The sequence below is a fragment of the Acinetobacter sp. G18 genome, from assembly GCF_052660225.1.
Genome location: NZ_CP109658.1, coordinates 519,958 through 544,800 on the forward strand (window position 1 = coordinate 519,958; position 24,843 = coordinate 544,800).

23 protein-coding genes, 2 tRNA genes and 3 rRNA genes are annotated in these 24,843 nt (G+C 38.9%); 10 read left to right on the forward strand and 18 right to left on the reverse strand.

Annotated features, from left to right (window positions below; all coding sequences use genetic code 11):
• Nucleotides 1-6: 6 nt before the first annotated feature.
• The 9 genes from NE363_RS02530 to rplM all read right to left on the reverse strand — a co-directional run bounded on the left by NE363_RS02530 (nt 7) and on the right by rplM (nt 5,500).
• On the reverse strand, nt 7-426 hold the full coding sequence (locus tag NE363_RS02530; RefSeq protein WP_019456609.1) for a roadblock/LC7 domain-containing protein: 420 nt from the start codon (nt 424-426) through the stop codon (nt 7-9).
• Nucleotides 419-979 carry a GTP-binding protein gene (locus tag NE363_RS02535; protein WP_019456610.1) on the reverse strand — a complete coding sequence of 187 codons (561 nt, stop codon included), beginning with the start codon at nt 977-979 and terminating at the stop codon, nt 419-421. The genes NE363_RS02530 and NE363_RS02535 overlap by 8 nt, the downstream gene beginning before the upstream one ends.
• A gap of 8 nt (nt 980-987) precedes the next feature.
• Nucleotides 988-1,953 (reverse strand): hypothetical protein, encoded by a 966-nt coding sequence (locus NE363_RS02540; RefSeq protein WP_004704103.1) that lies wholly within the window; start codon nt 1,951-1,953, stop codon nt 988-990.
• Nucleotides 1,954-2,035: 82 nt separating this feature from the next.
• On the reverse strand, nt 2,036-2,395 hold the full coding sequence (locus tag NE363_RS02545) for a hypothetical protein (RefSeq protein WP_019456611.1): 360 nt from the start codon (nt 2,393-2,395) through the stop codon (nt 2,036-2,038).
• A 336-nt stretch (nt 2,396-2,731) separates the two neighbouring features.
• A complete protein-coding gene (locus NE363_RS02550) occupies nt 2,732-3,388 on the reverse strand; it encodes a hypothetical protein (protein WP_004704109.1) in 657 nt (218 codons plus the stop codon).
• A gap of 17 nt (nt 3,389-3,405) precedes the next feature.
• The gene (locus NE363_RS02555; RefSeq protein ID WP_004704111.1) at nt 3,406-3,840 is read right to left on the reverse strand and encodes a ClpXP protease specificity-enhancing factor; all 435 of its coding nucleotides are present in this window, start codon (nt 3,838-3,840) and stop codon (nt 3,406-3,408) included.
• Nucleotides 3,841-3,846: 6 nt separating this feature from the next.
• Nucleotides 3,847-4,500: a glutathione S-transferase N-terminal domain-containing protein gene (locus NE363_RS02560; protein ID WP_019456612.1), complete on the reverse strand. Its 654-nt coding sequence runs from the start codon at nt 4,498-4,500 to the stop codon at nt 3,847-3,849.
• Between the two features lie 172 nt (nt 4,501-4,672).
• Complete coding sequence (gene rpsI / locus NE363_RS02565) at nt 4,673-5,059, reverse strand: 30S ribosomal protein S9 (protein ID WP_002048725.1); 387 nt, start codon at nt 5,057-5,059, stop codon at nt 4,673-4,675.
• Between the two features lie 12 nt (nt 5,060-5,071).
• Complete coding sequence (gene rplM / locus NE363_RS02570; protein WP_002117832.1) at nt 5,072-5,500, reverse strand: 50S ribosomal protein L13; 429 nt, start codon at nt 5,498-5,500, stop codon at nt 5,072-5,074.
• Between the two features lie 173 nt (nt 5,501-5,673).
• On the opposite strand from rplM, the gene pdxA reads away from it, so the two are divergent.
• From pdxA to NE363_RS02585, 3 genes are read left to right on the forward strand one after another with little or no spacing between them, the layout of a single operon-like run.
• A complete protein-coding gene (gene pdxA / locus NE363_RS02575; RefSeq protein ID WP_445535767.1) occupies nt 5,674-6,657 on the forward strand; it encodes a 4-hydroxythreonine-4-phosphate dehydrogenase PdxA in 984 nt (327 codons plus the stop codon).
• A gap of 23 nt (nt 6,658-6,680) precedes the next feature.
• Entirely contained in the window at nt 6,681-7,493 is an 813-nt protein-coding gene (gene rsmA, locus NE363_RS02580; RefSeq protein WP_445535768.1) for a 16S rRNA (adenine(1518)-N(6)/adenine(1519)-N(6))-dimethyltransferase RsmA, read from the forward strand.
• Nucleotides 7,494-8,333, forward strand: a complete 840-nt coding sequence (locus NE363_RS02585; protein ID WP_151750182.1) for a symmetrical bis(5'-nucleosyl)-tetraphosphatase — start codon at nt 7,494-7,496, stop codon at nt 8,331-8,333.
• Between the two features lie 40 nt (nt 8,334-8,373).
• On the opposite strand, the gene NE363_RS02590 is transcribed toward NE363_RS02585, so the two are convergent.
• From NE363_RS02590 to hflX, 4 genes are all read right to left on the reverse strand, one after another.
• Nucleotides 8,374-8,817: a DUF2147 domain-containing protein gene (locus NE363_RS02590; protein WP_004704121.1), complete on the reverse strand. Its 444-nt coding sequence runs from the start codon at nt 8,815-8,817 to the stop codon at nt 8,374-8,376.
• Nucleotides 8,818-8,900: 83 nt separating this feature from the next.
• Nucleotides 8,901-9,575 (reverse strand): LrgB family protein, encoded by a 675-nt coding sequence (locus tag NE363_RS02595; RefSeq protein WP_086497342.1) that lies wholly within the window; start codon nt 9,573-9,575, stop codon nt 8,901-8,903.
• Between the two features lie 10 nt (nt 9,576-9,585).
• A complete protein-coding gene (locus NE363_RS02600) occupies nt 9,586-9,957 on the reverse strand; it encodes a hypothetical protein (RefSeq protein WP_019456617.1) in 372 nt (123 codons plus the stop codon).
• A gap of 42 nt (nt 9,958-9,999) precedes the next feature.
• Complete coding sequence (hflX, locus tag NE363_RS02605; protein WP_077164333.1) at nt 10,000-11,334, reverse strand: ribosome rescue GTPase HflX; 1,335 nt, start codon at nt 11,332-11,334, stop codon at nt 10,000-10,002.
• A gap of 203 nt (nt 11,335-11,537) precedes the next feature.
• Here hflX and NE363_RS02610 point away from each other — a divergent pair, with 203 nt between their 5' ends.
• Entirely contained in the window at nt 11,538-12,347 is an 810-nt protein-coding gene (locus tag NE363_RS02610) for a lysophospholipid acyltransferase family protein (RefSeq protein ID WP_151750180.1), read from the forward strand.
• On the opposite strand, the gene NE363_RS02615 is transcribed toward NE363_RS02610, so the two are convergent.
• On the reverse strand, nt 12,348-13,973 hold the full coding sequence (locus NE363_RS02615; protein WP_004704129.1) for a phospholipase D family protein: 1,626 nt from the start codon (nt 13,971-13,973) through the stop codon (nt 12,348-12,350).
• 106 nt (nt 13,974-14,079) lie between these two features.
• On the opposite strand from NE363_RS02615, the gene NE363_RS02620 reads away from it, so the two are divergent.
• Complete coding sequence (locus NE363_RS02620; protein ID WP_039255371.1) at nt 14,080-15,090, forward strand: metallophosphoesterase; 1,011 nt, start codon at nt 14,080-14,082, stop codon at nt 15,088-15,090.
• Between the two features lie 46 nt (nt 15,091-15,136).
• Here NE363_RS02620 and NE363_RS02625 read toward each other — a convergent pair whose 3' ends face one another.
• The 3 genes from NE363_RS02625 to NE363_RS02635 are packed head-to-tail and all read right to left on the reverse strand — an operon-like array spanning nt 15,137 to nt 17,363.
• Nucleotides 15,137-15,616: an OmpA family protein gene (locus tag NE363_RS02625; RefSeq protein ID WP_004704133.1), complete on the reverse strand. Its 480-nt coding sequence runs from the start codon at nt 15,614-15,616 to the stop codon at nt 15,137-15,139.
• A gap of 14 nt (nt 15,617-15,630) precedes the next feature.
• Nucleotides 15,631-16,854, reverse strand: a complete 1,224-nt coding sequence (locus NE363_RS02630) for a diguanylate cyclase domain-containing protein (protein ID WP_004704135.1) — start codon at nt 16,852-16,854, stop codon at nt 15,631-15,633.
• Between the two features lie 5 nt (nt 16,855-16,859).
• Nucleotides 16,860-17,363, reverse strand: a complete 504-nt coding sequence (locus NE363_RS02635) for a YfiR family protein (protein WP_004704137.1) — start codon at nt 17,361-17,363, stop codon at nt 16,860-16,862.
• A gap of 543 nt (nt 17,364-17,906) precedes the next feature.
• On the opposite strand from NE363_RS02635, the gene NE363_RS02640 reads away from it, so the two are divergent.
• The 5 genes from NE363_RS02640 (at nt 17,907) to rrf (ending at nt 23,245) form a co-directional block, all read left to right on the forward strand.
• Nucleotides 17,907-19,443 (forward strand): 16S ribosomal RNA (locus tag NE363_RS02640).
• Between the two features lie 59 nt (nt 19,444-19,502).
• A tRNA-Ile gene (locus NE363_RS02645) sits at nt 19,503-19,579 on the forward strand.
• A 55-nt stretch (nt 19,580-19,634) separates the two neighbouring features.
• Nucleotides 19,635-19,710, forward strand: a tRNA-Ala gene (locus NE363_RS02650).
• 352 nt (nt 19,711-20,062) lie between these two features.
• Nucleotides 20,063-22,952, forward strand: a 23S ribosomal RNA gene (locus NE363_RS02655).
• A 178-nt stretch (nt 22,953-23,130) separates the two neighbouring features.
• Nucleotides 23,131-23,245, forward strand: a 5S ribosomal RNA gene (gene rrf, locus NE363_RS02660).
• The 16S, 23S and 5S rRNA genes sit together here with 2 tRNA genes alongside, the layout of an rRNA operon.
• Before the next feature lie 174 nt (nt 23,246-23,419).
• Here rrf and NE363_RS02665 read toward each other — a convergent pair.
• Nucleotides 23,420-24,793 (reverse strand): dihydrolipoyl dehydrogenase, encoded by a 1,374-nt coding sequence (locus NE363_RS02665; protein WP_445535769.1) that lies wholly within the window; start codon nt 24,791-24,793, stop codon nt 23,420-23,422.
• Between the last annotated feature and the right edge of the window lie 50 nt (nt 24,794-24,843).

A 24,843-nucleotide genomic window follows, 5' to 3' on the forward strand; every position in this document is an offset into this window, starting at 1 on the left:
TGTGGGTTATTCTCCATCTGCCTCTGCAATCACTTGGCTTGCTTTTTTTAGACTGTAAAGCAGTTGCCCTAAAAGTACATCTCTATTACTTAGGGTAACCATCACCATCGGGTGATGGATCGCTGGAATGGCCGTTAAAATGGCTTTGCCATTATCTGCATCTAAGGTGATGTTATTACAGCCGGTCAGTTGAATTTCTTTTAAAAATGCAGTGACCATTGCCAAAATAGAACTACTCACCGCAGCTAATTTAGTGGTGTTATGATAGTTCTTATGGCTGACTGTTGCTAATTCAAACCCATCTGAAGAACAAATCATCACAAAGTCTACACCACGTGTATTCATCAGAATTTTTTGGGCTTCACTTTTTGCAAGTTGTAGCAATTGTGTTGGAGCGGTTCGTTTTTGAACTGGAATACTAAGCATGATCTTTCCCTTGAGATGTTGCGCCTACCTTAACTTCAAGTGATGCAATTAATGATTCAACCATCATTGAAATGTGCTCTTGTTCTCTTGCATCAATAAAAAATAATGGATATTGAAGTTCATTTTCTGTTAACCAATTACGATACTGCTGAAGTGAAGATTCTTTATTTTCATCAATATGTGTAATACCAATCGCAATATTATTATTATAGTTTTTAAAGGTTTCCAAATAGCTTTCTAGCTCGCTAATAGCACTTGGGCTGTTATGATCTAACAGAAGAATAATACCGATTGCGCCTTCACAAATAACTGACCAGATAAAATCAAAACGGCTTTGTCCAGGTGTTCCATATAAGCCAATTTTAACTCCATCATCTAGTGTAATTTCACCGTAATCAATTCCGACTGTTGTTTGTGATTTTTGATGGCTTTCTACATCTGTATTAAATGCTTCTGTTCCTAAAATTGGAATTTCAGATAGCGATTTGATCGCTTCTGTTTTTCCCGCCCCCATGCTGCCCGCAAAGACAATTTTATATTGCTGTATAATCATACTGTTCCTTAAAAACCAAAACGACGTCTAATTTTTCCTATGAAATTTTTAAAAAAATGACTTTCACTATTTGAGCCTTCTGAATTCGTTTGAGGAGCGTATGAACACTTATTTGCAGAAACATATTGTCCGTTATTTGCCATTAAGCAAGCCGTAATAAAACGTAAAATAACATCGATTGGTTGGTTAAGTTGTTTTGCTACATCAGTGACTTTTGCTCCCTGAATAAAGCAGGCAGAGAGCTGAAGGCTAATTTTTCTATATTCTTTTTGATAGGGTTGCGGCCAATGATCTATTTTGAAATAACCATCAGCCGAAGCTAAATTTTCAAATTCATTTGAATACCAGATGAGATTCCATAACCAATCTTTTAAGTAATAACCTTTTTTACGTGAAACCTTTGTAAAGTCTGAGGTTTTGGCAAAAGCAAAATTAAAACTCATATTGGTATGTGCTTTTTGACGAGAAGGTTCTACCCAAGCGACCTGAGTCCTGTTATCAATAATAGCGAGCGTACCTTTATCATCAAATAAATGTAATTTGGTATTTTCCTGACTATGTAAACTTTTTATAAATTGCCCATCTATGAGAGCCATTTCATTTGATAAAGCTGACGTAGAGTTAATAGCAGTAGATTCTAAAGAGGCTAATACATTTTTTTGTAGCCAAGATAGAAGGGGCTCTGACTTTTCTAAAGGAAAGTGTAAAGTATGTTCATATATAGAATTTCCATTTTGTGAAGGTGTTTTGGTAATTTTTAAATAAGGAATTTTTTTCTTTTGAAGAATATTTTGAATGTTATCTGCATCAAAAAAGTTTTCGTTAATGATTAATAAATCAATATTATTATTAGAAATGTTAACCCAATTAATCCCATATTGATTGGATATTAAATTTCGGATTAATATTTTTAATTCATCTGAAACTTTTAAGCTTAAACCTGAAACTGCAATATTTATGCAATGACTATCCATAGTATCATTTTAAGTTTTATTAAATAGTGTAGTGATTTTTTATGCTCTTTATAATTAATATAAAGAGCATAAATTAAATCAATTAGCTGAAGTCTAGCTCTTTTTCAAATGACTTTAACTCATGGCGAGCCATAGCCAAATTTGCTTTAGTACGATCAAGTACTAAATAAAGAAATAAGTTGTTATTACTCTCTAATGGACGAATTAAGTGATAAGCCTTACCCAATGTAATTAAAATGTCCTCAATATTGTCATTTAATTTCAATGCATTAGCGATATTTCTTTTTGCGCGAATGACTTCTGTATTTCCAGCAGCCGCCAATTCTAAATCAATTTCCCCACCGCCTTGAGTTGCAAGTGATAAACCACTTTCTGAATCAACAAGTGCAGATGCAACAAAACCATCAATTTCAGTTAAGCTATCTAAAGAAAGTTTAGCCATTTTTATCTCTCAGGATTATAAAATTATAGTTACTACTTTTTATTTAAAAGTAGTTAAAAATCATTATATTTCTACCCAAGTTTAAGTCAATCAAACAAGTTTAAATTAAAATTGATGTTTGGGTAAGTAAGTGACCAAAAATGTCATATTATAAAAAATATTATAAGAAAATTTATGCATTATACTTTTAATATTGTGCTCAGGTTTGCATTATATAATTTTCATTCAAAATTTAATAATTGTAATAGAATGTTAAAATAATATGGGATAATAAATTATGTTTTTAAAATAAAAAAAGAGGAACTATTTGTTCCTCCTTTAATGTTTATGATGAAATTAAACAAGCTGAGTATAAATACAGTACAAATAACCCAAGATTGCTAAAGCAACTACAGGAGCAATTATCTTTGACCATGTAGGAACTGAAGTTTCGATTGTTTGTTCTTCAATATGCAAATCTTCGTGGGATGGTTGGGCTTGATGAACCATTTGGTTAAACTCCTTCATTGTTGTATCCAATGATAGCTCTTCTTGCTCAACAGGTTTAGAACCAATTAACTCTGTTAGGTGATTTGTTGACCAAACCCAGTCTTCCGCTTGGCCTGATAAATGTTCAACTTGACCTAAGATGAGCTCTTTCAATCCATTTTGACCGAACCCACCAGTGTCATCAAGCTGATTCAGCTCTGTTAACTGTAATGTGAGAATTTCAGAAATACTTTGTTCGAGCTCAGTATTTTTTAAAACTGATTGATTGTGTTTAGATGTAGTTAGATGGCGCGCTACTTCTTGAATATATAGTGGATCAGCAGTTTTTATTTCATTATAAATTTTACTATCATCTTGACGCCATAAGCTGATTAACTTGCCAAGTGTTAGCACGTTAACTTCATCAATCAGCTTATTCTTTTCATTTGCTGGATATTGATTTAAAAGCTGAGGCTTCTGAATTTTTATTTGCTCAGCAAAGTATTGGACTAAATCAAATGCCATACTTTATTCCTCTAAATTTAATCTAAAATTCTTAATGTTGGTTTTTTCTTGCTCGATGTTGTTTCAGTTGATTCTTGTACTTCTGGCCCCATTACATTTTCTGCAGGAGTGACATTGGCATATTCTTCTGGATCAAAGAATAAACCCTGACCATTTTCACGTGCATACAGGCCTAAAACAGCTTGAATAGGCACATAAATATTTTTGGAAACTCCACCAAACCGTGCTGAAAAAGTAATAGCATCATTGGTAATCAATAATTGATGTACAGCATGTGGAACAATGTTTAAAACGATTTGACCATCTTTGACAAATTGTTGTGGTACATCCGTATGTGGCTGTGTTGCATCAACAAGTAAATAAGGTGTGAGTTTGTTGTCGCAAATCCATTCATAGATTGCACGAGCAAGATAAGGACGTGTAGGGGTTAATTCAATAGTTTGCTCAGACATATCACACTATTCCATATTTAATTGTTCATTGTAACGGGTTTTCTCTTGGGCCGTCATTGATTTAACAAAAGAAGGGCGGCTAAAGATACGTTTACAGTACAAAAATATAGGCCGACACTGCTGCTTTGGTAAATCAATTCCCATGCTATTCAGCCTCACAAAAATTGGGGCAAGCATACAATCCAAAATTGAAAAATTTTCCGACATAAAGTAAGGAAAATGCTGAAATAGTGGAGTAAGAGAAATTAAGGTCTCACGTAGTTCTTTTTGGGCTTTTTGTTTTTGTTCTATATTTAAAGTATCTACATGTTTGAGCATATGATCAGCCAATTTGAACCAATCATTTTCAAGACGCCAAATATATTGTCGTTGTTCTGCGCGTGCCATCGGCGCATCGGCGTAAAGTTTACTCTGACGATATCGGTCATCAAGATATTCAGCAATAATGGGTGCTGAGAATAATTTCAGGTTTTGCTCAAGGAGCATCGGTAATTGGTTATAAGGGTTTAGACTTGCTAAATCCTCATCTTCGTGATCAGTTATGATCAATTGATATTTAATTTGTTTTTCTGCTAATAAGAAACGAATCCAGTGAGAACGGAAATCATCAGCATGGCTGTAAAGGGTAATCCCCTGAATAGAGGTATTTTCGACCGACATATCACAAGACGACGTGGTTGAGTGAATCGATTAGAATACTAAAAATGCTCTAGGAAATCACGGTTCTAAAGAGATAGTTTTTATATTTATAAGTTCTTATCTGTTGGTTCTGTTTTTATAATAAAAAAGCCTTGGAAAAATCCAAGGCTTTTTGTCCGATTCGGTAAACGAATTAACGTTTAGAGAATTGAGGACGTTTACGAGCTTTACGTAAACCAAGTTTCTTACGTTCAACTTCACGAGCATCACGAGTAACGAAACCAGCTTGACGTAGAACAGGTTTTAAAGTTTCGTCAGCAGCGATAAGCGCACGAGTAATACCGTGACGGATCGCGCCAGCTTGACCACCGATACCACCACCTTTAACAGTGATGTAAAGGTCAAACTTTTCAGTAACTTCTAAAAGTTCTAAAGGTTGACGAACAACCATACGAGCAGTTTCACGACCGAAATATTGCTCTAAAGTACGGTTGTTAATAACGAGTTTGCCTGTACCAGCTGACAAGAAAACACGTGCAGTTGCGGTCTTACGGCGACCTGTACCATAATTAGTAGCCATGTGCTGTATCCCTTAGATGTCCAAAACTTGTGGCTGTTGAGCAGCATGCGGATGCTCAGTACCAGCGTACACTTTCATTTTTTTGATCATTGCATAACCAAGAGGACCTTTTGGTAACATGCCTTTAACCGCTTTTTCAAGAACAGCTTCAGGTTTGTGAGCAATTAACTTCTCGAAGTTAGTCTCACGGATACCACCAGGGAAACCAGTATGGCGATAATATTTCTTATCAAGTGATTTTTTACCAGTCACTTGAACTTGTTCAGCATTAATCACAACGATGTAATCGCCAGTGTCAACGTGAGGAGTATAAGAAGTTTTATGCTTACCGCGTAAACGACGAGCGATTTCAGTCGCAAGGCGACCTAAAGTTTTGCCAGAAGCATCAACAACATACCAGTCATGTTGAACTTCAGCTGGCTTAGCGCTGAGAGTTTTCATTAAACCACTACCTATTATAGTTGGTTTGGACTATGGAATCTGTCCAAACAAAAGGAGCGAGCATTCTAAACGAGTTTGTCCAAAGTCACAAGAAAAATCCAGTTTAAGGTAGATAATTTAATCCCTAATCCGATGAATGTAGGATATGTTAAAATAATTCAAATTTTAGAAATGTGTCGGGGGTGATTGTGCTGCCTTTATATGTCACTTCCGGTGAGCCTGCCGGTATTGGTCCAGATATTTGTTTAAGTCTGGCGAAACGAGTTGATGAACGTCCGGTTGTTGTTTTAGCTGACCGAAATTTATTGCAACAACGTGCTCAAAAGCTTGGCTTGGATATTAAGTTTTTAGAGTATACCGGACAGACTCAATCATCTTTACAAGGTGAGCTTTATATAGAGCATGTTGCATTAAAAACAGAAGTCACTGACGGTCAATTAGACCCAGCTAATGCTGCTTATGTATTAGAGCAACTAAGTCGCTCAGCTGATTATGCAATGTCAGGTAAAAGTGTAGGTGTAGCTACTGCGCCGGTACAAAAATCAGTCATTAATGATGCAGGAATTTTGTTTAGTGGTCACACCGAATATTATCAAGAGTTTGCAGGTATAGAGCGTGTTGTCATGATGCTCGCCACTAAAACCTTGCGAGTTGCTTTAGCGACTACACATTTGCCTTTAAGAGATGTAGCAGATGCAATTACCAAACAACGCTTGCATCAAGTAATAGATATCTTGCTTCATGACTTAAAAACTAAGTTTAAAATTACCGATCCAAGGATTTTGGTGTGTGGCTTAAATCCTCATGCGGGTGAAGATGGTTACTTAGGTCGTGAAGAGATTGATACCATTAATCCGGTTCTTGAAACTTACCGCTCTCAAGGCATTAAAATCAGTTTAAGTATGCCAGCAGACACTTTATTTACTCCTGAACATCTTAAAAATGCTGATGCTGTTCTTGCCATGTACCATGATCAAGGCTTACCTGTGCTAAAATCACAAGGTTTTGGTGAAGCAATTAATATCACATTGGGCTTACCGTTTATTCGAACTTCAGTCGATCACGGTACTGCTCTGTCTTTAGCTGGGACAGGTTTGGCAAAAAGCTCAAGTTTAAATGTCGCTGTCGATTTAGCTTTATCGTTGGCCGCGAGTTAAATTTTTCATGTTGGAAATGTTCTATGTATCAAATTAATGCCCTAAACCCGAAAGATGAAGGGCATAAAGCTCGTAAACGTTTTGGTCAAAACTTCTTACATGATCAGCGAGTCATTGCCAAAATTGTGCGCTCTGTCAATCCGCGTACAGGCGATAATATTGTTGAAATTGGTCCGGGCTTGGCTGCATTAACTTCTCCTTTAATTGGAGAGTGTGATGCTTTAACAGTTGTTGAGTTAGACCGTGACTTAGCAGCGGGTTTGCCAGAGCGTGTTCCACACCCAGAACGTTTAACTATTGTAGAAGCTGATGCATTAAAATATGACTTTAGTGAACTCGTAAAAGATGGTCGACCATTACGTGTAGTAGGTAATTTACCTTATAACATTTCAACACCACTACTTTTTCATCTCTTGGAATTTGGTAGCAAAGTCAAAGATATGCACTTTATGCTGCAAAAAGAGGTGGTTGATCGTATTACTGCTGAACCAAATACAAAAGAATATGGTCGTTTATCGGTAATGATTCAATATTATTGCCAGCCTACATTTTTATTTGAAGTTCCTGCAGGCGCATTTAATCCACCACCAAAAGTAACGAGTGCAGTATTCCGTTTAGTTCCTTATGAACAAAAACCGATTGTCGCAAAAGATGAGAAAGCTTTAGCTCGTTTGGTTGCACACGTGTTTACACAGCGCCGTAAAACTCTAAGAAACAGTCTTAAAGGTATGCTGGCAGAAAATGGCTTTGAGAAAGCAGGCGTTGACCCAATGGCTCGTCCAGAAACTCTGACACTTGCCGAGTTTGTCGCTTTGGCAGATCAAATGGTGGCATAAATGACCAAGCGCTATAACTATATCATTGGAGATGTTCAAGGTTGTTTTGAAGCACTCAAAGCATTGCTGAAGGAAATACGTTTTGATCCTGACCAAGATTTTATTTGGTTCGCTGGTGATTTAGTTGCACGTGGAGAAAATTCTGTAGGTGCACTTCGTTTTATTAAAAAACTAGCCGATCGTGGCGCAGCTGCAACCGTCTTGGGTAATCATGATTTAACACTGGTTGCTTGTGCTCGTGGTCTTAAAGAAATTAAAGAGAAAGATCGTACACAGGATGTTATTGATGCTGTGGATGGTGATGAACTCATCGACTGGTTACGTAAACAGCCATTATGTTTATTTCCAAATGAACAAACTGTGCTAACACATGCTGGTATACCTTGTATTTGGGATGCAAAAAAAACGGCTGCTTTAGCGAAAGAAGTTGAAGCTGTATTAGCACATGATGATCTGTCTGTATTAGATGCTTTTTTAGCTGAAATGTATGGTTCAAAACCAGATCTTTGGACAGATGACTTAACTGGTAATGATCGCCTACGCTGTATTACCAATTATTTAACACGCATGCGTTTAACTAATGCAGAAGGTACTTTGGAATTTAGTTTTAAAGATACTTTAGATGCACCTATGCCAGAAGGTTATTTACCTTGGTTTGAATTTCCAAGTAAAGCTGCACAAACACATCAAGTATTCTTTGGTCATTGGGCTGCTCTAGAAGGCAGAACAATCAGTGAACATATTCAGAACGTAGATGGTGGCTGTGTGTGGGGTAAAAACTTAATTGCTTATCGTCTTGAAGACCAGCAAAGTTTTTCAGTAGTTAATCCTGTCATGTAATAAAAAAAGCCGCATAAGCGGCTTTTTTCTTTTTTAAGATTTATTCTAGGCGAATCCAAATTTGATTGCGGCCTAAAGCTGAAACTCCAAGATAACCACGCATGTGTAGACGGTTACCATTTGCACTGAGTTTGGCTTTTAATCCGTAAACTTTGCCAGTATTTGGATCTAGAATTTTACCACCAGTGTAGGTTGTACTATCCACTTGTTTTAAACCAGTCGCGATATCTAAACCTACAATATGCTTATTGGTATAAGGCGCTGGGCAGTTATCACAAATTTCTTTTGGTGTATAACCCGGACGCGGTGTAATTTTTACAACTTTTCCTGAATAAGTACCATTTGCCTCTTTTCGTATTTCTACATGAGCCTTAGGCGTACCAGTTTTATCGTCAATCGTTTGCCACATACCAGTAATATCAGCTGCAAAAGTAGCTGAATTTATCCCCAATAAGAGCAACGCTCCAACAAAAAATTTCCCCATAATCAAAAATCCTTTTAGATTTGAAAAGATCATCTTATTTCTAATTGATCACTGGTTCAATGTTTATTTGAACTACTTTTTGATCAGGAAATTCCTACAGATAACATGAAAGTCGGTAGCCATATGGCGGTAAATACACCATTTAAAGCCATACCAAAAGCGGCATAACGACCCGCAACAGGGCCACGTTGCCAAGCTTGAGCTGTTCCAATAGCATGTGCGGCTAAACCTAGAGCTAAACCTGATGCTCTTTCATCATGAATATGTTTAAGTAAAAATGGTGAAAATGCTGCACCAATAACTCCGGATAAAATCACAATTAACGTGACTAATGTTTCAGGGGCATGTAATAAAGTTGCGATGTTTAAAGCAATAGGTGTAGTTACAGCGCGTGTAGCAAAAGCCAGAATAGTAGGCTCAGACATATGAAGTAAATAAGCGAGTCCCATGGGTAAAGCAACGGCGCTAATACTTGCAAAAAACAAAATTCCAATCACTGATTTAAGAGGTAGATCGTCATATCGCATTGCAGCCAATGGTATCGCTAAAGCAACTGTGACATAACCCAGTAGATGGCTGAATAAATCATTTACATAAAGTCGGTATTCTTCATAAGGAACTTTCAAGATTGACAATAAACCAATCACAATGAACATACCGAAAACTAAGAGAGGGACTTGAGGGAAACGGCGGTTTAAAGGTTTTGCACAAAGGTAGCCAACTAGAGTGATCAAAAATCCATATAAAATCATAAACATTTTATTCTCCTTATAACCAGTGTTTGGCCATTTTTGCATAGACCCACAGCGGGATAAGGGTGCTCACCACTAGTACAAAGAGAAATAAAGGAATTTCTTTGCCCATATGCACCAGCATAATTAATGATCCTGCACAAATAGGTAAAAAAGCAAAACCACTTTCTTTCATGATTTTATTGTTGGTGTCGACTAGTCTTAAAGGAATTTTCTTAAACTTGCGCCAAACGAGCAAAATGATGAGTAAACTAATTAAACCGACTAAGTTTCCTAATTCTGGATGACCAAAAGTACGCATAACGACGACTGAGCCTTCACGAAAGCCGATAATAAGTAGAAAAGTTCCTACCCATGCTGCCCAATCTATACTTTTGATCTTATCCATATTTTTTATCTCTAAAAGTTTACTTATCAAGTTTTAACTGATCTAGTTCTTGATTTCAAACTCTTCTAGTGGTCGTTTAAACTGACTCGCTCGTTCACCTAATATCTCATCTATAGGTAATTTGGCTTGGCGAATTAATTGCTCGAGCTTATGAGGGGCTATTCGTATATCAATATGTAATAGACCTTCATCATCATAATGTTCAGATTCGATAACGTTTAAAGCATAAAGCTGGGTACGCAATTTGCCATAAGCAGGTTTAAGTATTAATGAGAATTGTTGAAGTTGGCCCATTAAGCATTCTTGAACAGCTTGACGTAGTAAATCTAGACCTAAACCTGAATGTGCAGATACATAAACGCGATCAGGAACATGCGGCTCTGAATAAACAATTTTAGCCTCTTCACCACTTAAATCGATCTTGTTGTAAACACGAAGGACAGGGGCATCTGCGCCAATTTCTTTTAACACACCTTCAACAGCTTCAATCTGATCCAGCATTTCATGGCTACTGCTATCAATTACATGTAAGAGTAATGTTGCTTCAAGCGTTTCTTCTAAAGTTGCCTTGAAAGACTCAACTAAATCATGTTGTAGGTTTCGCACAAAACCGACAGTATCTGCGAGCACAACAGTACCAATACCATCCCACTCTAAACGACGTAAGGTTGGATCAAGTGTTGCAAACAGTTGGTCGGCTGCATATACATCACTTTTCGCTAAAATATTAAATAAAGTAGATTTACCAGCATTGGTATAACCCACTAAAGATACGGTTGGAATTGAAGCTTTTTGTCTGGCTGCTCGTCCTTGTATACGAGTTTGATGGACTTTCTCTAACTTGTCTTTTAACTGAGTAATACGTACACGAATGAGACGACGGTCTGTTTCGAGTTGTGTTTCACCAGGACCACGTAAGCCAATACCACCTTTTTGTTGTTCAAAGTCAGCAGACCAACCACGAATCAGGCGAGTTGATAAATGTTTAAGCTGAGCAAGTTCGACTTGTAATTTACCTTCATGGGTGCGGGCACGTAGGGCAAAAATATCCAAAATTAAACCAGTACGGTCAATGACCCGACATTTTAATATTCTTTCTAAATTTCGTTCTTGAGCAGGTGATAATGCATGATCAAAAATAACCAGCCCGGCTTCTAATTCTTGAACTTTCTCGGCTATTTCATCGACTTTACCTGAACCAATAAAAAATTTAGGATTTGGCTTATTACGTTGTACTTTAACGTGCTCAAGAATATCCGCACCAGCAGACTGTGCAAGTAGAGCAAACTCTTCGGCATCCAAATCGTCTAATAATTGTACAGACACACTCACTAATATTGTGCGCTCACCGCCTTGATGCCGATCAACTAATTCCACGTGGCTATAAATCCTGAAAAGGGTAAAACTTTATTCTAGAGGAAACTTGAGTAAAAGGGGAAAGGGTTTACTCTTATCCTTTAGATTATCTACATGCATTTTATTTTTTATTTGCTTCTATCGCATAGCGATGCAAGTTAATTGCGAAACGTATAGAATGGCTCGAGATAGGTATAACAATGATTGATCGTTAGTGAAATTTTATGGCTCAAACGCAAAGTATATTAAATTCAACGTTAAAGAAATTTTCTAAAATAGGCTTGTACGGAAAGAAAGTTACTTCAGCAACTGCGGCAATCAGTGAAGGTTTTTATTTAGTTTATCGTCATGGACTCTATAAGGATCCAAATAATCCTGTTAATACACGATACGTCCAATATTTTTGTCGCCGTTTATGCAAAGTCTTTAACCTCGATGTTCAAGTGCATGGAACGATTCCTAGAGAGCCAGCTTTATGGGTAAGCAATCATATTTCTTGGCTTGATATTGCTGTCTTAGGTTCGGGTGCGCGCGTGTTCTTTTTGGCTAAAGCTGAAATAGAAAATTGGCCTGTTTTTGGTAACTTAGCAAAGGGTGGCGGTACTTTATTTATTAAGCGTGGCTCTGGTGACTCTATTAGAATTCGAGAGCAAATTGCTGAATTCTTAAAACAAAATATTCCAGTATTATTTTTTCCTGAAGCGACTACTACAGATGGTCATTCTGTTAAAAAAATACATGGTCGTTTACTCGGGGCTGCTATTGAAGCCAAGCGCCCAGTACAGGTGTGCTTAATTTGCTATGTAAACCGTCATGGTGAATTAGATAATGTTGCACCATTTATTGGTGAGATGTCATTTGTTGAACATATTCAGCATGTGCTAGAAATGCCGAAAGTAACAGCTCATCTACTGACCTTGCCTCCTATCTCGGTCGAAGGGCACGATGTAAAAAGTCTGACTCAAGAAGTCCAACAAAAAATGGTAGAAGGTTTGGCTCAATTACATCAAAAAGTACTTAAGCCAAAAAGTTAATTACATAAACCCTTCGAGAGGTAGCCATGAAAGAAACTTCATGCCTGCCTTTTGCCACCATTTCATTTCTGGTTCTTTTTTATAAATAACAGGCCCTTTAGAGGTTTCTTGTTGCCAATAAATATTGTTATTTGGGTCGAGCTTTAATTTATAAGCATATTTATTTAAGTTTTCATCCATCGTATGGTGAATTGTTTTTGCTAGCGATGGGCTATCTAAAATTACACCAATTTCAGTATTTAAATAAGCAGAACGTGGATCAAAATTGAATGATCCAATAAAAACCTGTTCATCTAAAGCCATGAGTTTGGTATGTAAGCTTGAACGACTTAAGCCTTTCATGTTTACTTTAGCCTTAGTTGCCAACTCTTCCGTATTTTTATTTAAATTACGTTTATCTGGGGCTGGTAAAAACTCATAAAGTTGTACGCCATTTTTCAAAAGTTCTTTTCGATATCTACCATAAAAAGCATGGACTACAGCAACGTCATTTGCCTTAAATGAGTTTGTCAAAACTCGAACTTCTACACCTTCTTTCGCAAGCGTACTCAAAATTTTAGCGCCTTGCTTTTCAGGAATAAAATAAGCAGAAATCAAATCAACATTACTTTCGGGCTTTTCCAAATGGTTAATCAATTGGAAATTTAAATGCTCTTCTTTTTTTGCTTTTGACTTAATTTTATCAGGGGAGTCTTTTACGACCTCTGCCTTAACCCAGTCAAATTGAATGTTATGGTCTAGCCATTTATCAAAAGCATGCGACTTAGAAGTTAAGTTAAGAAAGTTTTGAACAGTTGCCTGTTGATAATGAGCATCGAGTTGTTCTTTTAAACTTTCATAGCGTAAACGGTGTTGTTGAGCACTAACAATGCTCTGGACCGAATAGGCATATTCATGATTCCAGTAATCATCAAAAGAATTTACGATGTCATCAACAGCAGCACCAACTAACATGACATCAACATCAGAAAATTGGTAATTATCACTGACGTTATAATATTGATTTGTCATATTACGCCCACCAATGAGCGCCACCTGATTATCAGCAATAAAGCTCTTATTATGCATACGACGATTGATACGCTTTAAGTCTAAAATCATATCCATCGCGCGGTATTCGCGAAAACGGTAAGGGTTAAATAATTTAACTTCAATATTTTTATGCTGAGAAAGGGCCAGTAAAACCCCTTCCATTTTTTTAGCGTTATTATCATCAATCAATAAACGTACTTTAACGCCACGATCTGCAGCACGAATAATCGCATGTAAAGCTAAAGCGCCGACCTTGTCATTATCCCAAATATAATATTGTAAATCTAAAGTCTTTTCGGCTTTATCAATCAACCTTAAACGAGCCGCAAGTGCTTCTAACGGATCATTTAACAGATGATAACCCGTTAAATTTGGATTTTGTTCCCGCAAAGGTGTAATAATTTTTGCAAGTGAAGTTTGAGATGTATCGATATCTCGTGCATATTCAATCGGCTCTGCACGATGTTTGGGTAAAGTGCTACAACCTGTCAAAGTCACAGCAAAACTTGAACAGACAACTAAAGAAGCTTTGATCAAAAAGCCTTTAGCCTGTTGATGAGTTTGAAGCTGTTTGGAATGAAAGGATTGTGCCATAATCAATACATACGATAAGGTGAGCTAGAGTATAATTCGTGCATATTGAAAGATAAATATTGAATTTGATTACTAGCAATCAATATAAGATAAGTCGAGAATCGTAATGTGGAATCCAAATTCAATCATCTTTTGTTTTTACTTTATTTTTTCAATACTTGCCTTGTGGGGCATTGTCGAAGCTTGGATTCATCAATCACGTACAGAAACAATTCATCCATTTAAAGCTTTTGTTCACTTACTTACTTTTTATCTATCTTATCTTCTTATTCCACTTTGGTTCTTTAACTTATATGCAGGTTGGATAGGATATTACTCAATTCACCAAACCATTTTTATCTTTTTATTAAGCGGTATCCTCATTTATGCACGTTTTATAGAACCGCATATGGTACGTGTTGATGTTCATCAATATCGTTTGAATCCGGATCGCCGTTTTAATAAGCCTGTAAAAGTTGCTTTAATTGCTGATTTACATATAGGTTTATTTTCTGGTCACGAACGACAACTCAAAATCATTGTGAAAAAACTCAATGAGCAACAACCTGACTTGGTGGTTGTGTCAGGCGACTGGACCTATGAACCAGAAGACAAACTAGTACAAGAACTGGCTGTACTCAAAGATATTCAAGCTCCAGTCTATTCAGTTCCTGGAAATCATGATGAACAATATCCAGGACCACCTATCCAACAATTATTAAAAGATGCACTTTACTACAATGAAGTTATGGATATTGAAGGTAAAATTGTTGAGTTTGACGAATTTCGCTTAATTGGTATTGGTGATCTATGGGCGGGAAAAACCGATATGCGTTCAATGCCAAACTTACCACAAGATAAACCGTGGCTGATCCTCTCTCATAATCCAGATACAGTAGATATGGTTCCCAAATTACCCAATCGACCTTTGATGTTATCAGGACATACTCATGGGGGACAGGTTGAGCTTCCGTGGGTAACTAACTACATTATGAAAAAAGTATCAATTTTAGGTCACAAACGTGGCTTTTATTCACACGAGCATGCTGATGTATTTGTTACCGTAGGAACAGGTATGGTTGGCATACCTTTAAGATTTCGTGTACCACCGACTATTGATATTATTGAACTTGTATAAAACAAAAAAGCCAATCACGAAGATTGGCTTTTTTTAAATAAGAAAATTAAGGAATAATGACGATTGCAACACGACGATTGATTGCCCGATTTTCATTGGTTGTGTTTGGTACATATGGTTGAGTTGAACCACGTCCAATAACATAAATATTTTCCTTTTTAAAACCACGAGTCAAGAAAAGGTTAGCAACACTTTGTGCACGCTCTTCAGATAACTTCTGGTTATATTCAGGATTACCTACATCGTCAGTATGACCAACAATTTTTAACTTATTCAAATCATATTTATTTAATTGATTTGCTAAGCGTACAAGTTCTGCTTCATGGCTTTGTTTCAACGTTGCATCATTAAAATCAAATAATAAACGTTCTGGTAAACCTAGAGTCCAGCCTTCATTAGTTAGAACAAAACCCTCTTTTTTTAGCATTTTTACTTGACGATATTTCAAAGGGCCAAAACTCAAGCAGCCTGCAAGAGCAATGCACAGCAATGCAATAAAGGAGAGTTTTAAAGATCTTGTATTCATAGATTAGCCTAAATTTAATTCTCTGGTTTATAAATAAACCAATGTTGCTCAGAAGTCTTAGCCTTATACATCGCCTGGTCGGCTTGCATAATAAAATCTTCTGGACTAGACGCAAATTGGGATAAAGCAATCCCCACACTAAAACTGAAATAAATCGTTTGATCATTTAGATGCAAAGGTTCTTTACAGCTTTCGAGTAAATTTTCAGCAATAGATATTAAATGATCAGCATGACTAATGGAATGCAAAATGACCGCAAATTCGTCGCCGCCTAGACGGGCAATAAAATCTTGATGCCGTAAACGAGTCTGTAATCTTTTGGCCATTTCTTTTAAGACTTCATCACCAGCTAAATGTCCGAACTGGTCATTAATTGCCTTAAAGTTATTATTATCTATAAATAATAGAGCAGACTTGTTGTCAAAATCCTTATCTTCAAACATATCTAACAATATTTGATAAAAATAATGTCTGTTTGGTAGTAACGTGAGTTGGTCGTGATGAGCTTGAAAAGATAGTTTTCGATTTTCCTTTTGTAACTGATTATCCCAAATTTGAATTTCTTCAAGCAACTGATTAAAAACAGTATTTAAATCTTGAAACTCTTTAATACGGTTATATGGAAAGCGAAGATTATAAGCTTTCTGTTCACTTACGATTTGAGCAATATTGGTAAGAGGATAAATCGCCTGCATAATTTGACGATAAGTTAAATTCACTGACCACCATAGTGCACAAACAATAAATAACATCGCGATCGCTAGACCGACCATAATCATCTTTAAAAATTGCAATATTTTTTCAGAGCTACCAAAAAGCGTTAGCTCGCCAACATTCTGTTGGTGATGATAAATCGTTAAATGTACAGGCTCATTTAAGAACCAATGATTAAACCATCCTTCCAAAACGGAAGTTTGACTAGACAACTTAAAACTTTGTGCAATTAAATGATGTTCAGAATCATAAATATGAATAGCTCGAATAGAATGATCATTCGTATATTCATTTAAGATCTGTTCTATTGTGATCTTGTCATTAAACACTACAGCAGGTTGAATACGCTCAAGAAGCGTATGACTAAGTAATTGCAAATTTTGCTTTGCATAAGTTTCCATAGTAAAAACGGAAATAGATACAAAGGTAAAAGAACAAATAAAAAAAGTAATCGCAAAAATCGTAAATTGAGACTTTCTAAAAAGAGCATGTAGAGAAGTGGACTGATACAACTTAGATATCATGGCCCTTACTCCGCATTCTTAGCCAAGAGTAATACCCTTGGATCAATATGGACCTTGGAATGGCTTAATGCATCTAAGTTAACTTTAAAAGTGGTGTAATTATTTTGATCATATAAACAAAAGATACTACCAACTTCACATTCTGGATTATTAATACTTAAAGAAAGCAAAGAACGATATGGATAATTCTGAATTAAATTTTGTTGTTGTTGAGGGGAAGTTGTAGAAAAGTAAACAGCTTGGCAATGTGACTTGGGGAAATCTTTAACATTAACTGTTTGTACACGATAATTATAAGATAATTGTTGAATATAAGACTGAAAAGTAGAAGTAATTGAAGCATTATCAATTACACAAAGAGTAGGGGTGCTTACATTCTCCCATTTGCTATAACTTAAAATAGATAAAGTTAGCACATAGAAGTTATGTTTTGAATTGGCATACGCAGGCCCACTCGTAGCAAGCACTACAAGTATGCAGAATAATACTTTCTTAGCGGAATGCCACATGGTGAGTTAATGCCACATCAATTGCATGAATAATCTATTCTACATGAAGTTGATTAACTAAAAAAAGTTTAATATCTCATCTAATTTCTACTAAAAAGCCTAAAAAGTGACCGCTTGAATAATAAAATATAAGAAAGGTATTGCAACTGGCTCTTAATCCTCTATAATGCACATCCATCGGCGGTGATGCAGATAGAAACTTGTTGAAAAACAGTTACTTGTGATTAAGTTGGTTGCTTTAAGTGATGAATTTGATGACAAGGTGGTTTAGAAAATAAGTTTTAAAAAATATCGAAATTACCTGTTGACTTTTAAGAGATTAAGAGTAATATAGCCGACCTAGCTTGCTGGTGACGAACCAGGAAGAAGATCATTAAGAGAATTGAAGAACAACTTGTGTGGATTTTTACTGATTGATTAATCGAAATAATTTTCATTGATTGATTGGTTTAAATTACTCGAAGTTTATTTGAGCGAAATTTAAGTCAGTAATTGATGAGCCAGAATTGGTACCTTGTCTTTAAATAAGGTACAAAATGATTTTAACTGAAGAGTTTGATCATGGCTCAGATTGAACGCTGGCGGCAGGCTTAACACATGCAAGTCGAGCGGAGAGAGGTAGCTTGCTACTGATCTTAGCGGCGGACGGGTGAGTAATGCTTAGGAATCTGCCTATTAGTGGGGGGACAACATCTCGAAAGGGATGCTAATACCGCATACGTCCTACGGGAGAAAGCAGGGGATCTTCGGACCTTGCGCTAATAGATGAGCCTAAGTCGGATTAGCTAGTTGGTGGGGTAAAGGCCTACCAAGGCGACGATCTGTAGCGGGTCTGAGAGGATGATCCGCCACACTGGGACTGAGACACGGCCCAGACTCCTACGGGAGGCAGCAGTGGGGAATATTGGACAATGGGGGGAACCCTGATCCAGCCATGCCGCGTGTGTGAAGAAGGCCTTATGGTTGTAAAGCACTTTAAGCGAGGAGGAGGCTACTTTGGTTAATACCTAGAGATAGTGGACGTTACTCGCAGAATAAGCACCGGCTAACTCTGTGCCAGCAGCCGCGGTAATACAGAGGGTGCAAGCGTTAATCGGATTTACTGGGCGTAAAGCGCGCGTAGGCGGCTAATTAAGTCAAATGTGAAATCCCCGAGCTTAACTTGGGAATTGCATTCGATACTGGTTAGCTAGAGTGTGGGAGAGGATGGTAGAATTCCAGGTGTAGCGGTGAAATGCGTAGAGATCTGGAGGAATACCGATGGCGAAGGCAGCCATCTGGCCTAACACTGACGCTGAGGTGCGAAAGCATGGGGAGCAAACAGGATTAGATACCCTGGTAGTCCATGCCGTAAACGATGTCTACTAGCCGTTGGGGCCTTTGAGGCTTTAGTGGCGCAGCTAACGCGATAAGTAGACCGCCTGGGGAGTACGGTCGCAAGACTAAAACTCAAATGAATTGACGAGTACGCACAAGCGGTGGAGCATGTGGTTTAATTCGATGCAACGCGAAGAACCTTACCTGGCCTTGACATAGTAAGAACTTTCCAGAGATGGATTGGTGCCTTCGGGAACTTACATACAGGTGCTGCATGGCTGTCGTCAGCTCGTGTCGTGAGATGTTGGGTTAAGTCCCGCAACGAGCGCAACCCTTTTCCTTATTTGCCAGCGAGTAATGTCGGGAACTTTAAGGATACTGCCAGTGACAAACTGGAGGAAGGCGGGGACGACGTCAAGTCATCATGGCCCTTACGGCCAGGGCTACACACGTGCTACAATGGTCGGTACAAAGGGTTGCTACACAGCGATGTGATGCTAATCTCAAAAAGCCGATCGTAGTCCGGATTGGAGTCTGCAACTCGACTCCATGAAGTCGGAATCGCTAGTAATCGCGGATCAGAATGCCGCGGTGAATACGTTCCCGGGCCTTGTACACACCGCCCGTCACACCATGGGAGTTTGTTGCACCAGAAGTAGCTAGCCTAACTGCAAAGAGGGCGGTTACCACGGTGTGGCCGATGACTGGGGTGAAGTCGTAACAAGGTAGCCGTAGGGGAACCTGCGGCTGGATCACCTCCTTAACGAAAGATTGACGATTGGTAAGAATCCACAACAAGTTGTTCTTCATAGATGTATCTGAGGGTCTGTAGCTCAGTTGGTTAGAGCACACGCTTGATAAGCGTGGGGTCACAAGTTCAAGTCTTGTCAGACCCACCATGACTTTGACTGGTTGAAGTTATAGATAAAAGATACATAACTGATGATGTAAGCTGGGGACTTAGCTTAGTTGGTAGAGCGCCTGCTTTGCACGCAGGAGGTCAGGAGTTCGACTCTCCTAGTCTCCACCAGAACTTAAGATAAGTTCGGATTACAGAAATTAGTAAATAGAGATTTCGGTCTTGGTTTATTAACTTCTGTGATTTAAGTATCACGGTATTAAGCATGACCTGACGAAGGCGTGTTTATTCATTAACAGATTGGCAAAATTGAGTCTGAAATAAATTGTTCACTCAAGAGTTTAGATTAAGCAATTAATCTGAATGAATTGAGAACTAGCAAATTAACTGAATCAAGCGTTTTGGTATATGAATTTAGATTGAAGCTGTACAGTGTTTAAGTACACAGACAACAGATAGTGGCGATGAAGAATCGCACGGACAACACTCACTTGTAGGTGTTGACGACTGTTTGGGGTTGTATAGTCAAGTAATTAAGTGCATGTGGTGGATGCCTTGGCAGTCAGAGGCGATGAAAGACGTGATAGCCTGCGAAAAGCTCCGGGGAGGCGGCAAATATCCTGTGATCCGGAGATTTCTGAATGGGGGAACCCACCTACTTTAAGGTAGGTATTGCAACATGAATACATAGTGTTGCAAGGCGAACGAGGGGAAGTGAAACATCTCAGTACCCTTAGGAAAAGAAATCAATTGAGATTCCCTCAGTAGCGGCGAGCGAACGGGGATCAGCCCATTAAGTTATGTGTGTTTTAGTGGAACGCTCTGGGAAGTGCGAACGTAGAGGGTGATATTCCCGTACACGAAAGGGCACACATAATGATGACGAGTAGGGCGAGGCACGTGAAACCTTGTCTGAATATGGGGGGACCATCCTCCAAGGCTAAATACTCCTGACTGACCGATAGTGAACCAGTACCGTGAGGGAAAGGCGAAAAGAACCCCTGTGAGGGGAGTGAAATAGATCCTGAAACCGCATGCATACAAGCAGTGGGAGCCGACTTGTTCGGTGACTGCGTACCTTTGTATAATGGGTCAGCGACTTATATTCAGTAGCGAGGTTAACCGTATAGGGGAGCCGTAGAGAAATCGAGTCTTAATAGGGCGTTTAGTTGCTGGGTATAGACCCGAAACCAGGCGATCTATCCATGAGCAGGTTGAAGGTTGGGTAACACTAACTGGAGGACCGAACCCACTGTCGTTGAAAAGCCAGGGGATGACTTGTGGATAGGGGTGAAAGGCTAATCAAGCCTGGTGATAGCTGGTTCTCCCCGAAAGCTATTTAGGTAGCGCCTCGGACGAATACCATAGGGGGTAGAGCACTGTTTCGGCTAGGGGGTCATCCCGACTTACCAAACCGATGCAAACTCCGAATACCTATGAGTACTATCCGGGAGACAGACTGCGGGTGCTAACGTCCGTAGTCAAGAGGAAAACAATCCAGACCGCCAGCTAAGGCCCCAAAATCATAGTTAAGTGGGAAACGATGTGGGAAGGCATAGACAGCTAGGAGGTTGGCTTAGAAGCAGCCACCCTTTAAAGAAAGCGTAATAGCTCACTAGTCGAGTCGGCCTGCGCGGAAGATGTAACGGGGCTAAAACTATGTGCCGAAGCTGCGGATTTGACATTAGTCAAGTGGTAGGGGAGCGTTCTGTAAGCCGATGAAGGTGTATTGAGAAGTATGCTGGAGGTATCAGAAGTGCGAATGCTGACGTGAGTAACGACAAAACGGGTGAAAAACCCGTTCGCCGAAAGACCAAGGGTTCCAGTCCAACGTTAATCGGGGCTGGGTGAGTCGACCCCTAAGGCGAGGCCGAAAGGCGTAGTCGATGGGAAATTGGTTAATATTCCAATACTTCTGTGTAATGCGATGAGAGGACGGAGAAGGTTAAGTCAGCCTGGCGTTGGTTGTCCAGGTGGAAGGATGTAGGTATGTATCTTAGGCAAATCCGGGGTACTCTATACTGAGATCCGATAGCAAGCTGTACTTGTACAGTAAAGTGGCTGATACCATGCTTCCAGGAAAAGTCTCTAAGCTTCAGTTACACAGGAATCGTACCCGAAACCGACACAGGTGGTCAGGTCGAGTAGACCAAGGCGCTTGAGAGAACTCTGCTGAAGGAACTAGGCAAAATGGTACCGTAACTTCGGGAGAAGGTACGCTGTTGTTGGTGATGGAACTTGCTTCCTGAGCTGATGACAGCCGCAGAAACCAGGCCGCTGCAACTGTTTATTAAAAACATAGCACTCTGCAAACACGAAAGTGGACGTATAGGGTGTGATGCCTGCCCGGTGCTGGAAGGTTAATTGATGGGGTTAGCGTAAGCGAAGCTCTTGATCGAAGCCCCAGTAAACGGCGGCCGTAACTATAACGGTCCTAAGGTAGCGAAATTCCTTGTCGGGTAAGTTCCGACCTGCACGAATGGCATAATGATGGCGGCGCTGTCTCCAGCAGAGGCTCAGTGAAATCGAAATCGCTGTGAAGATGCAGTGTACCCGCGGCTAGACGGAAAGACCCCGTGAACCTTTACTGCAGCTTGACACTGAACTTTGACCTTACTTGTGTAGGATAGGTGGGAGGCTTTGAAGTTGGAACGCTAGTTCCAATGGAGCCGTCCTTGAAATACCACCCTGGTAATGTTGAGGTTCTAACTCTGTCCCGTTATCCGGGACGAGGACCGTGTCTGGTGGGTAGTTTGACTGGGGCGGTCTCCTCCTAAAGAGTAACGGAGGAGTACGAAGGTGCGCTCAGCGTGGTCGGAAATCACGCGTAGAGTATAAAGGCAAAAGCGCGCTTAACTGCGAGACCCACAAGTCGAGCAGGTACGAAAGTAGGTCTTAGTGATCCGGTGGTTCTGTATGGAAGGGCCATCGCTCAACGGATAAAAGGTACTCTGGGGATAACAGGCTGATACCGCCCAAGAGTTCATATCGACGGCGGTGTTTGGCACCTCGATGTCGGCTCATCTCATCCTGGGGCTGAAGCAGGTCCCAAGGGTATGGCTGTTCGCCATTTAAAGAGGTACGCGAGCTGGGTTTAGAACGTCGTGAGACAGTTCGGTCCCTATCTACCGTGGGCGCTGGAAATTTGAGAGGATCTGCTCCTAGTACGAGAGGACCAGAGTGGACGAACCTCTGGTGTACCGGTTGTGACGCCAGTCGCATCGCCGGGTAGCTATGTTCGGAAGGGATAACCGCTGAAAGCATCTAAGCGGGAAGCCTACCTCAAGATAAGATTTCCCTAGGAATTTATTCCTCTAAAGAGCCGTTCGAGACTAGGACGTTGATAGGTTGGATGTGGAAGCATAGTGATATGTGAAGCTGACCAATACTAATTGCTCGTGAGGCTTGACTATACAACACCCAAGCAGTTGTATATAAAGCATCAATCGATTCATAAATCTACAAAGAAACTTGATTTAGTTATTCCACTAGATAAAATGAACAAGTCAGATTCAATCAGCCCAATCTGTAAAGATTTGGAAAACGCTTCGGCAAATAATAAGACCAAAGCAAGTATCCATAAACAGTTGTGCTGGCGACCATAGCAAGAGTGAACCACCTGATCCCTTCCCGAACTCAGAAGTGAAACCTCTTAGCGCTGATGGTAGTGTGGGGTTACCCATGTGAGAGTAAGTCATCGCCAGCTCATTATTCAAACACCCCGGTCTCGAAAGAAACCGGGGTGTTTTTTATACATAATGAAAAATAAATATAAAAAACAACTCTAAAAGAACATTTGTACAGGTGCTCTGTTCTAAAAATTATTAGTGGGAAATGAATAAGAGCTAACTTTAAAATTAAGAAAGCTCTTTTAAATGTATTATGTTAACTGTCTACGAGCATGTTTTAGAGCGGTGCGCAGACCCTCTTCGAGAGTGGGATGATAAAAAGGTTTTTCTAAAATGTCATTTAAAGTTAATCCTTCACCAATGATCCAGCTTAATAGGTGAGCCATATGTTCTGTTGCTTCTGTAAATAACTCGGCACCAAGTAGTTTTTGAGTTTCTCGTTCTATATAAACTTCAATTGCACCTTTATTTTTTCCGAGAACAATAGCTCTTCCTTGTTTTTCGTAAGAAACTTCGCCCGTAACAAATTCTACTCCATTATCTTTTAGCTGCTTATAACTTTGCCCTACAATTGCCATTTCTGGATGACTGAATACTATTCCTAATGGAGTGAGGGTCTTAACTGGATTAACTTGTGGATAATTCAAACAGTTATAAACAACTTTTTTCCCTTCATGCGCTGCTTCATGTTGTAAGGGTGTTGAAGTATAAGCATCTCCTACAATAAAAATTGGATACTTATCTAACTGTTTTGTCTTTGCATCTATGGGTAATAACTTAATATCAATAAAAGATTTATCAATATTATCTAGCTTTAGGGTATCAAGTAGGCTTGAACGGCCTGTTGCAGATAACACATACTCAGCTTGAATAGATTTTTCTTTTTCATCAATTTTATAATTTAATATAACGCCATTAGAAGTAGACTTAACTGCGCTAGGTAATATCTCAAATAAAAAATTTAACTCTTTACTTAACTCTTGTTGAGCAAGTTGCTGTAATTTAGAGCTAGTAAATATTCCAATTCTTTTACTACGAGCAAATATAGTTGTTTCTACACCCAAGCGATGCATGGCTTGGGCAATCTCTAGGGCAATTACTCCACTTCCAATAACAGCAATAGATTTAGGTAGAGTGCCTAATTCAAATATTTGGTCTGTAGTAATAAGGCGATCACCTAATTCTTGTTTCCATGTTTGATCATAATTAGGAGTGGAACCAACCGCCAGAATAAAGCTTTTTGATTGATATTGTTTACCATCCACTTCAATAGTTTTCGAATCAATAAAACGTGCTTTACCTGAAATTTTATGTTCAGTTGGCCATTGCTCTACATCTTTAAGGGTCGCCTTCGTAAAGCGGTCACGTAAGGTTCTTACATGTTCCATAACCTGATCAGTATTAATATCCACTAAAGCATTCAACCCAACTTGTTGAGCATTTTGTATGTCATACATACGATTTGCTGTAGAGATGAGAACTTTACTTGGCATACACCCTACACGTGCGCAAGTAGTATCCCATGGTCCATCATTTATAATTAAAATATTATTGGTATGTTTAACGGCTTCTTTATATGCGCTAATACCAGCAGTACCTGCGCCAATAATAATAATATCGAACATTGTAGTTAAGCTATGCTAATAGATATTTAGAATATATAGAAAAACCCTCT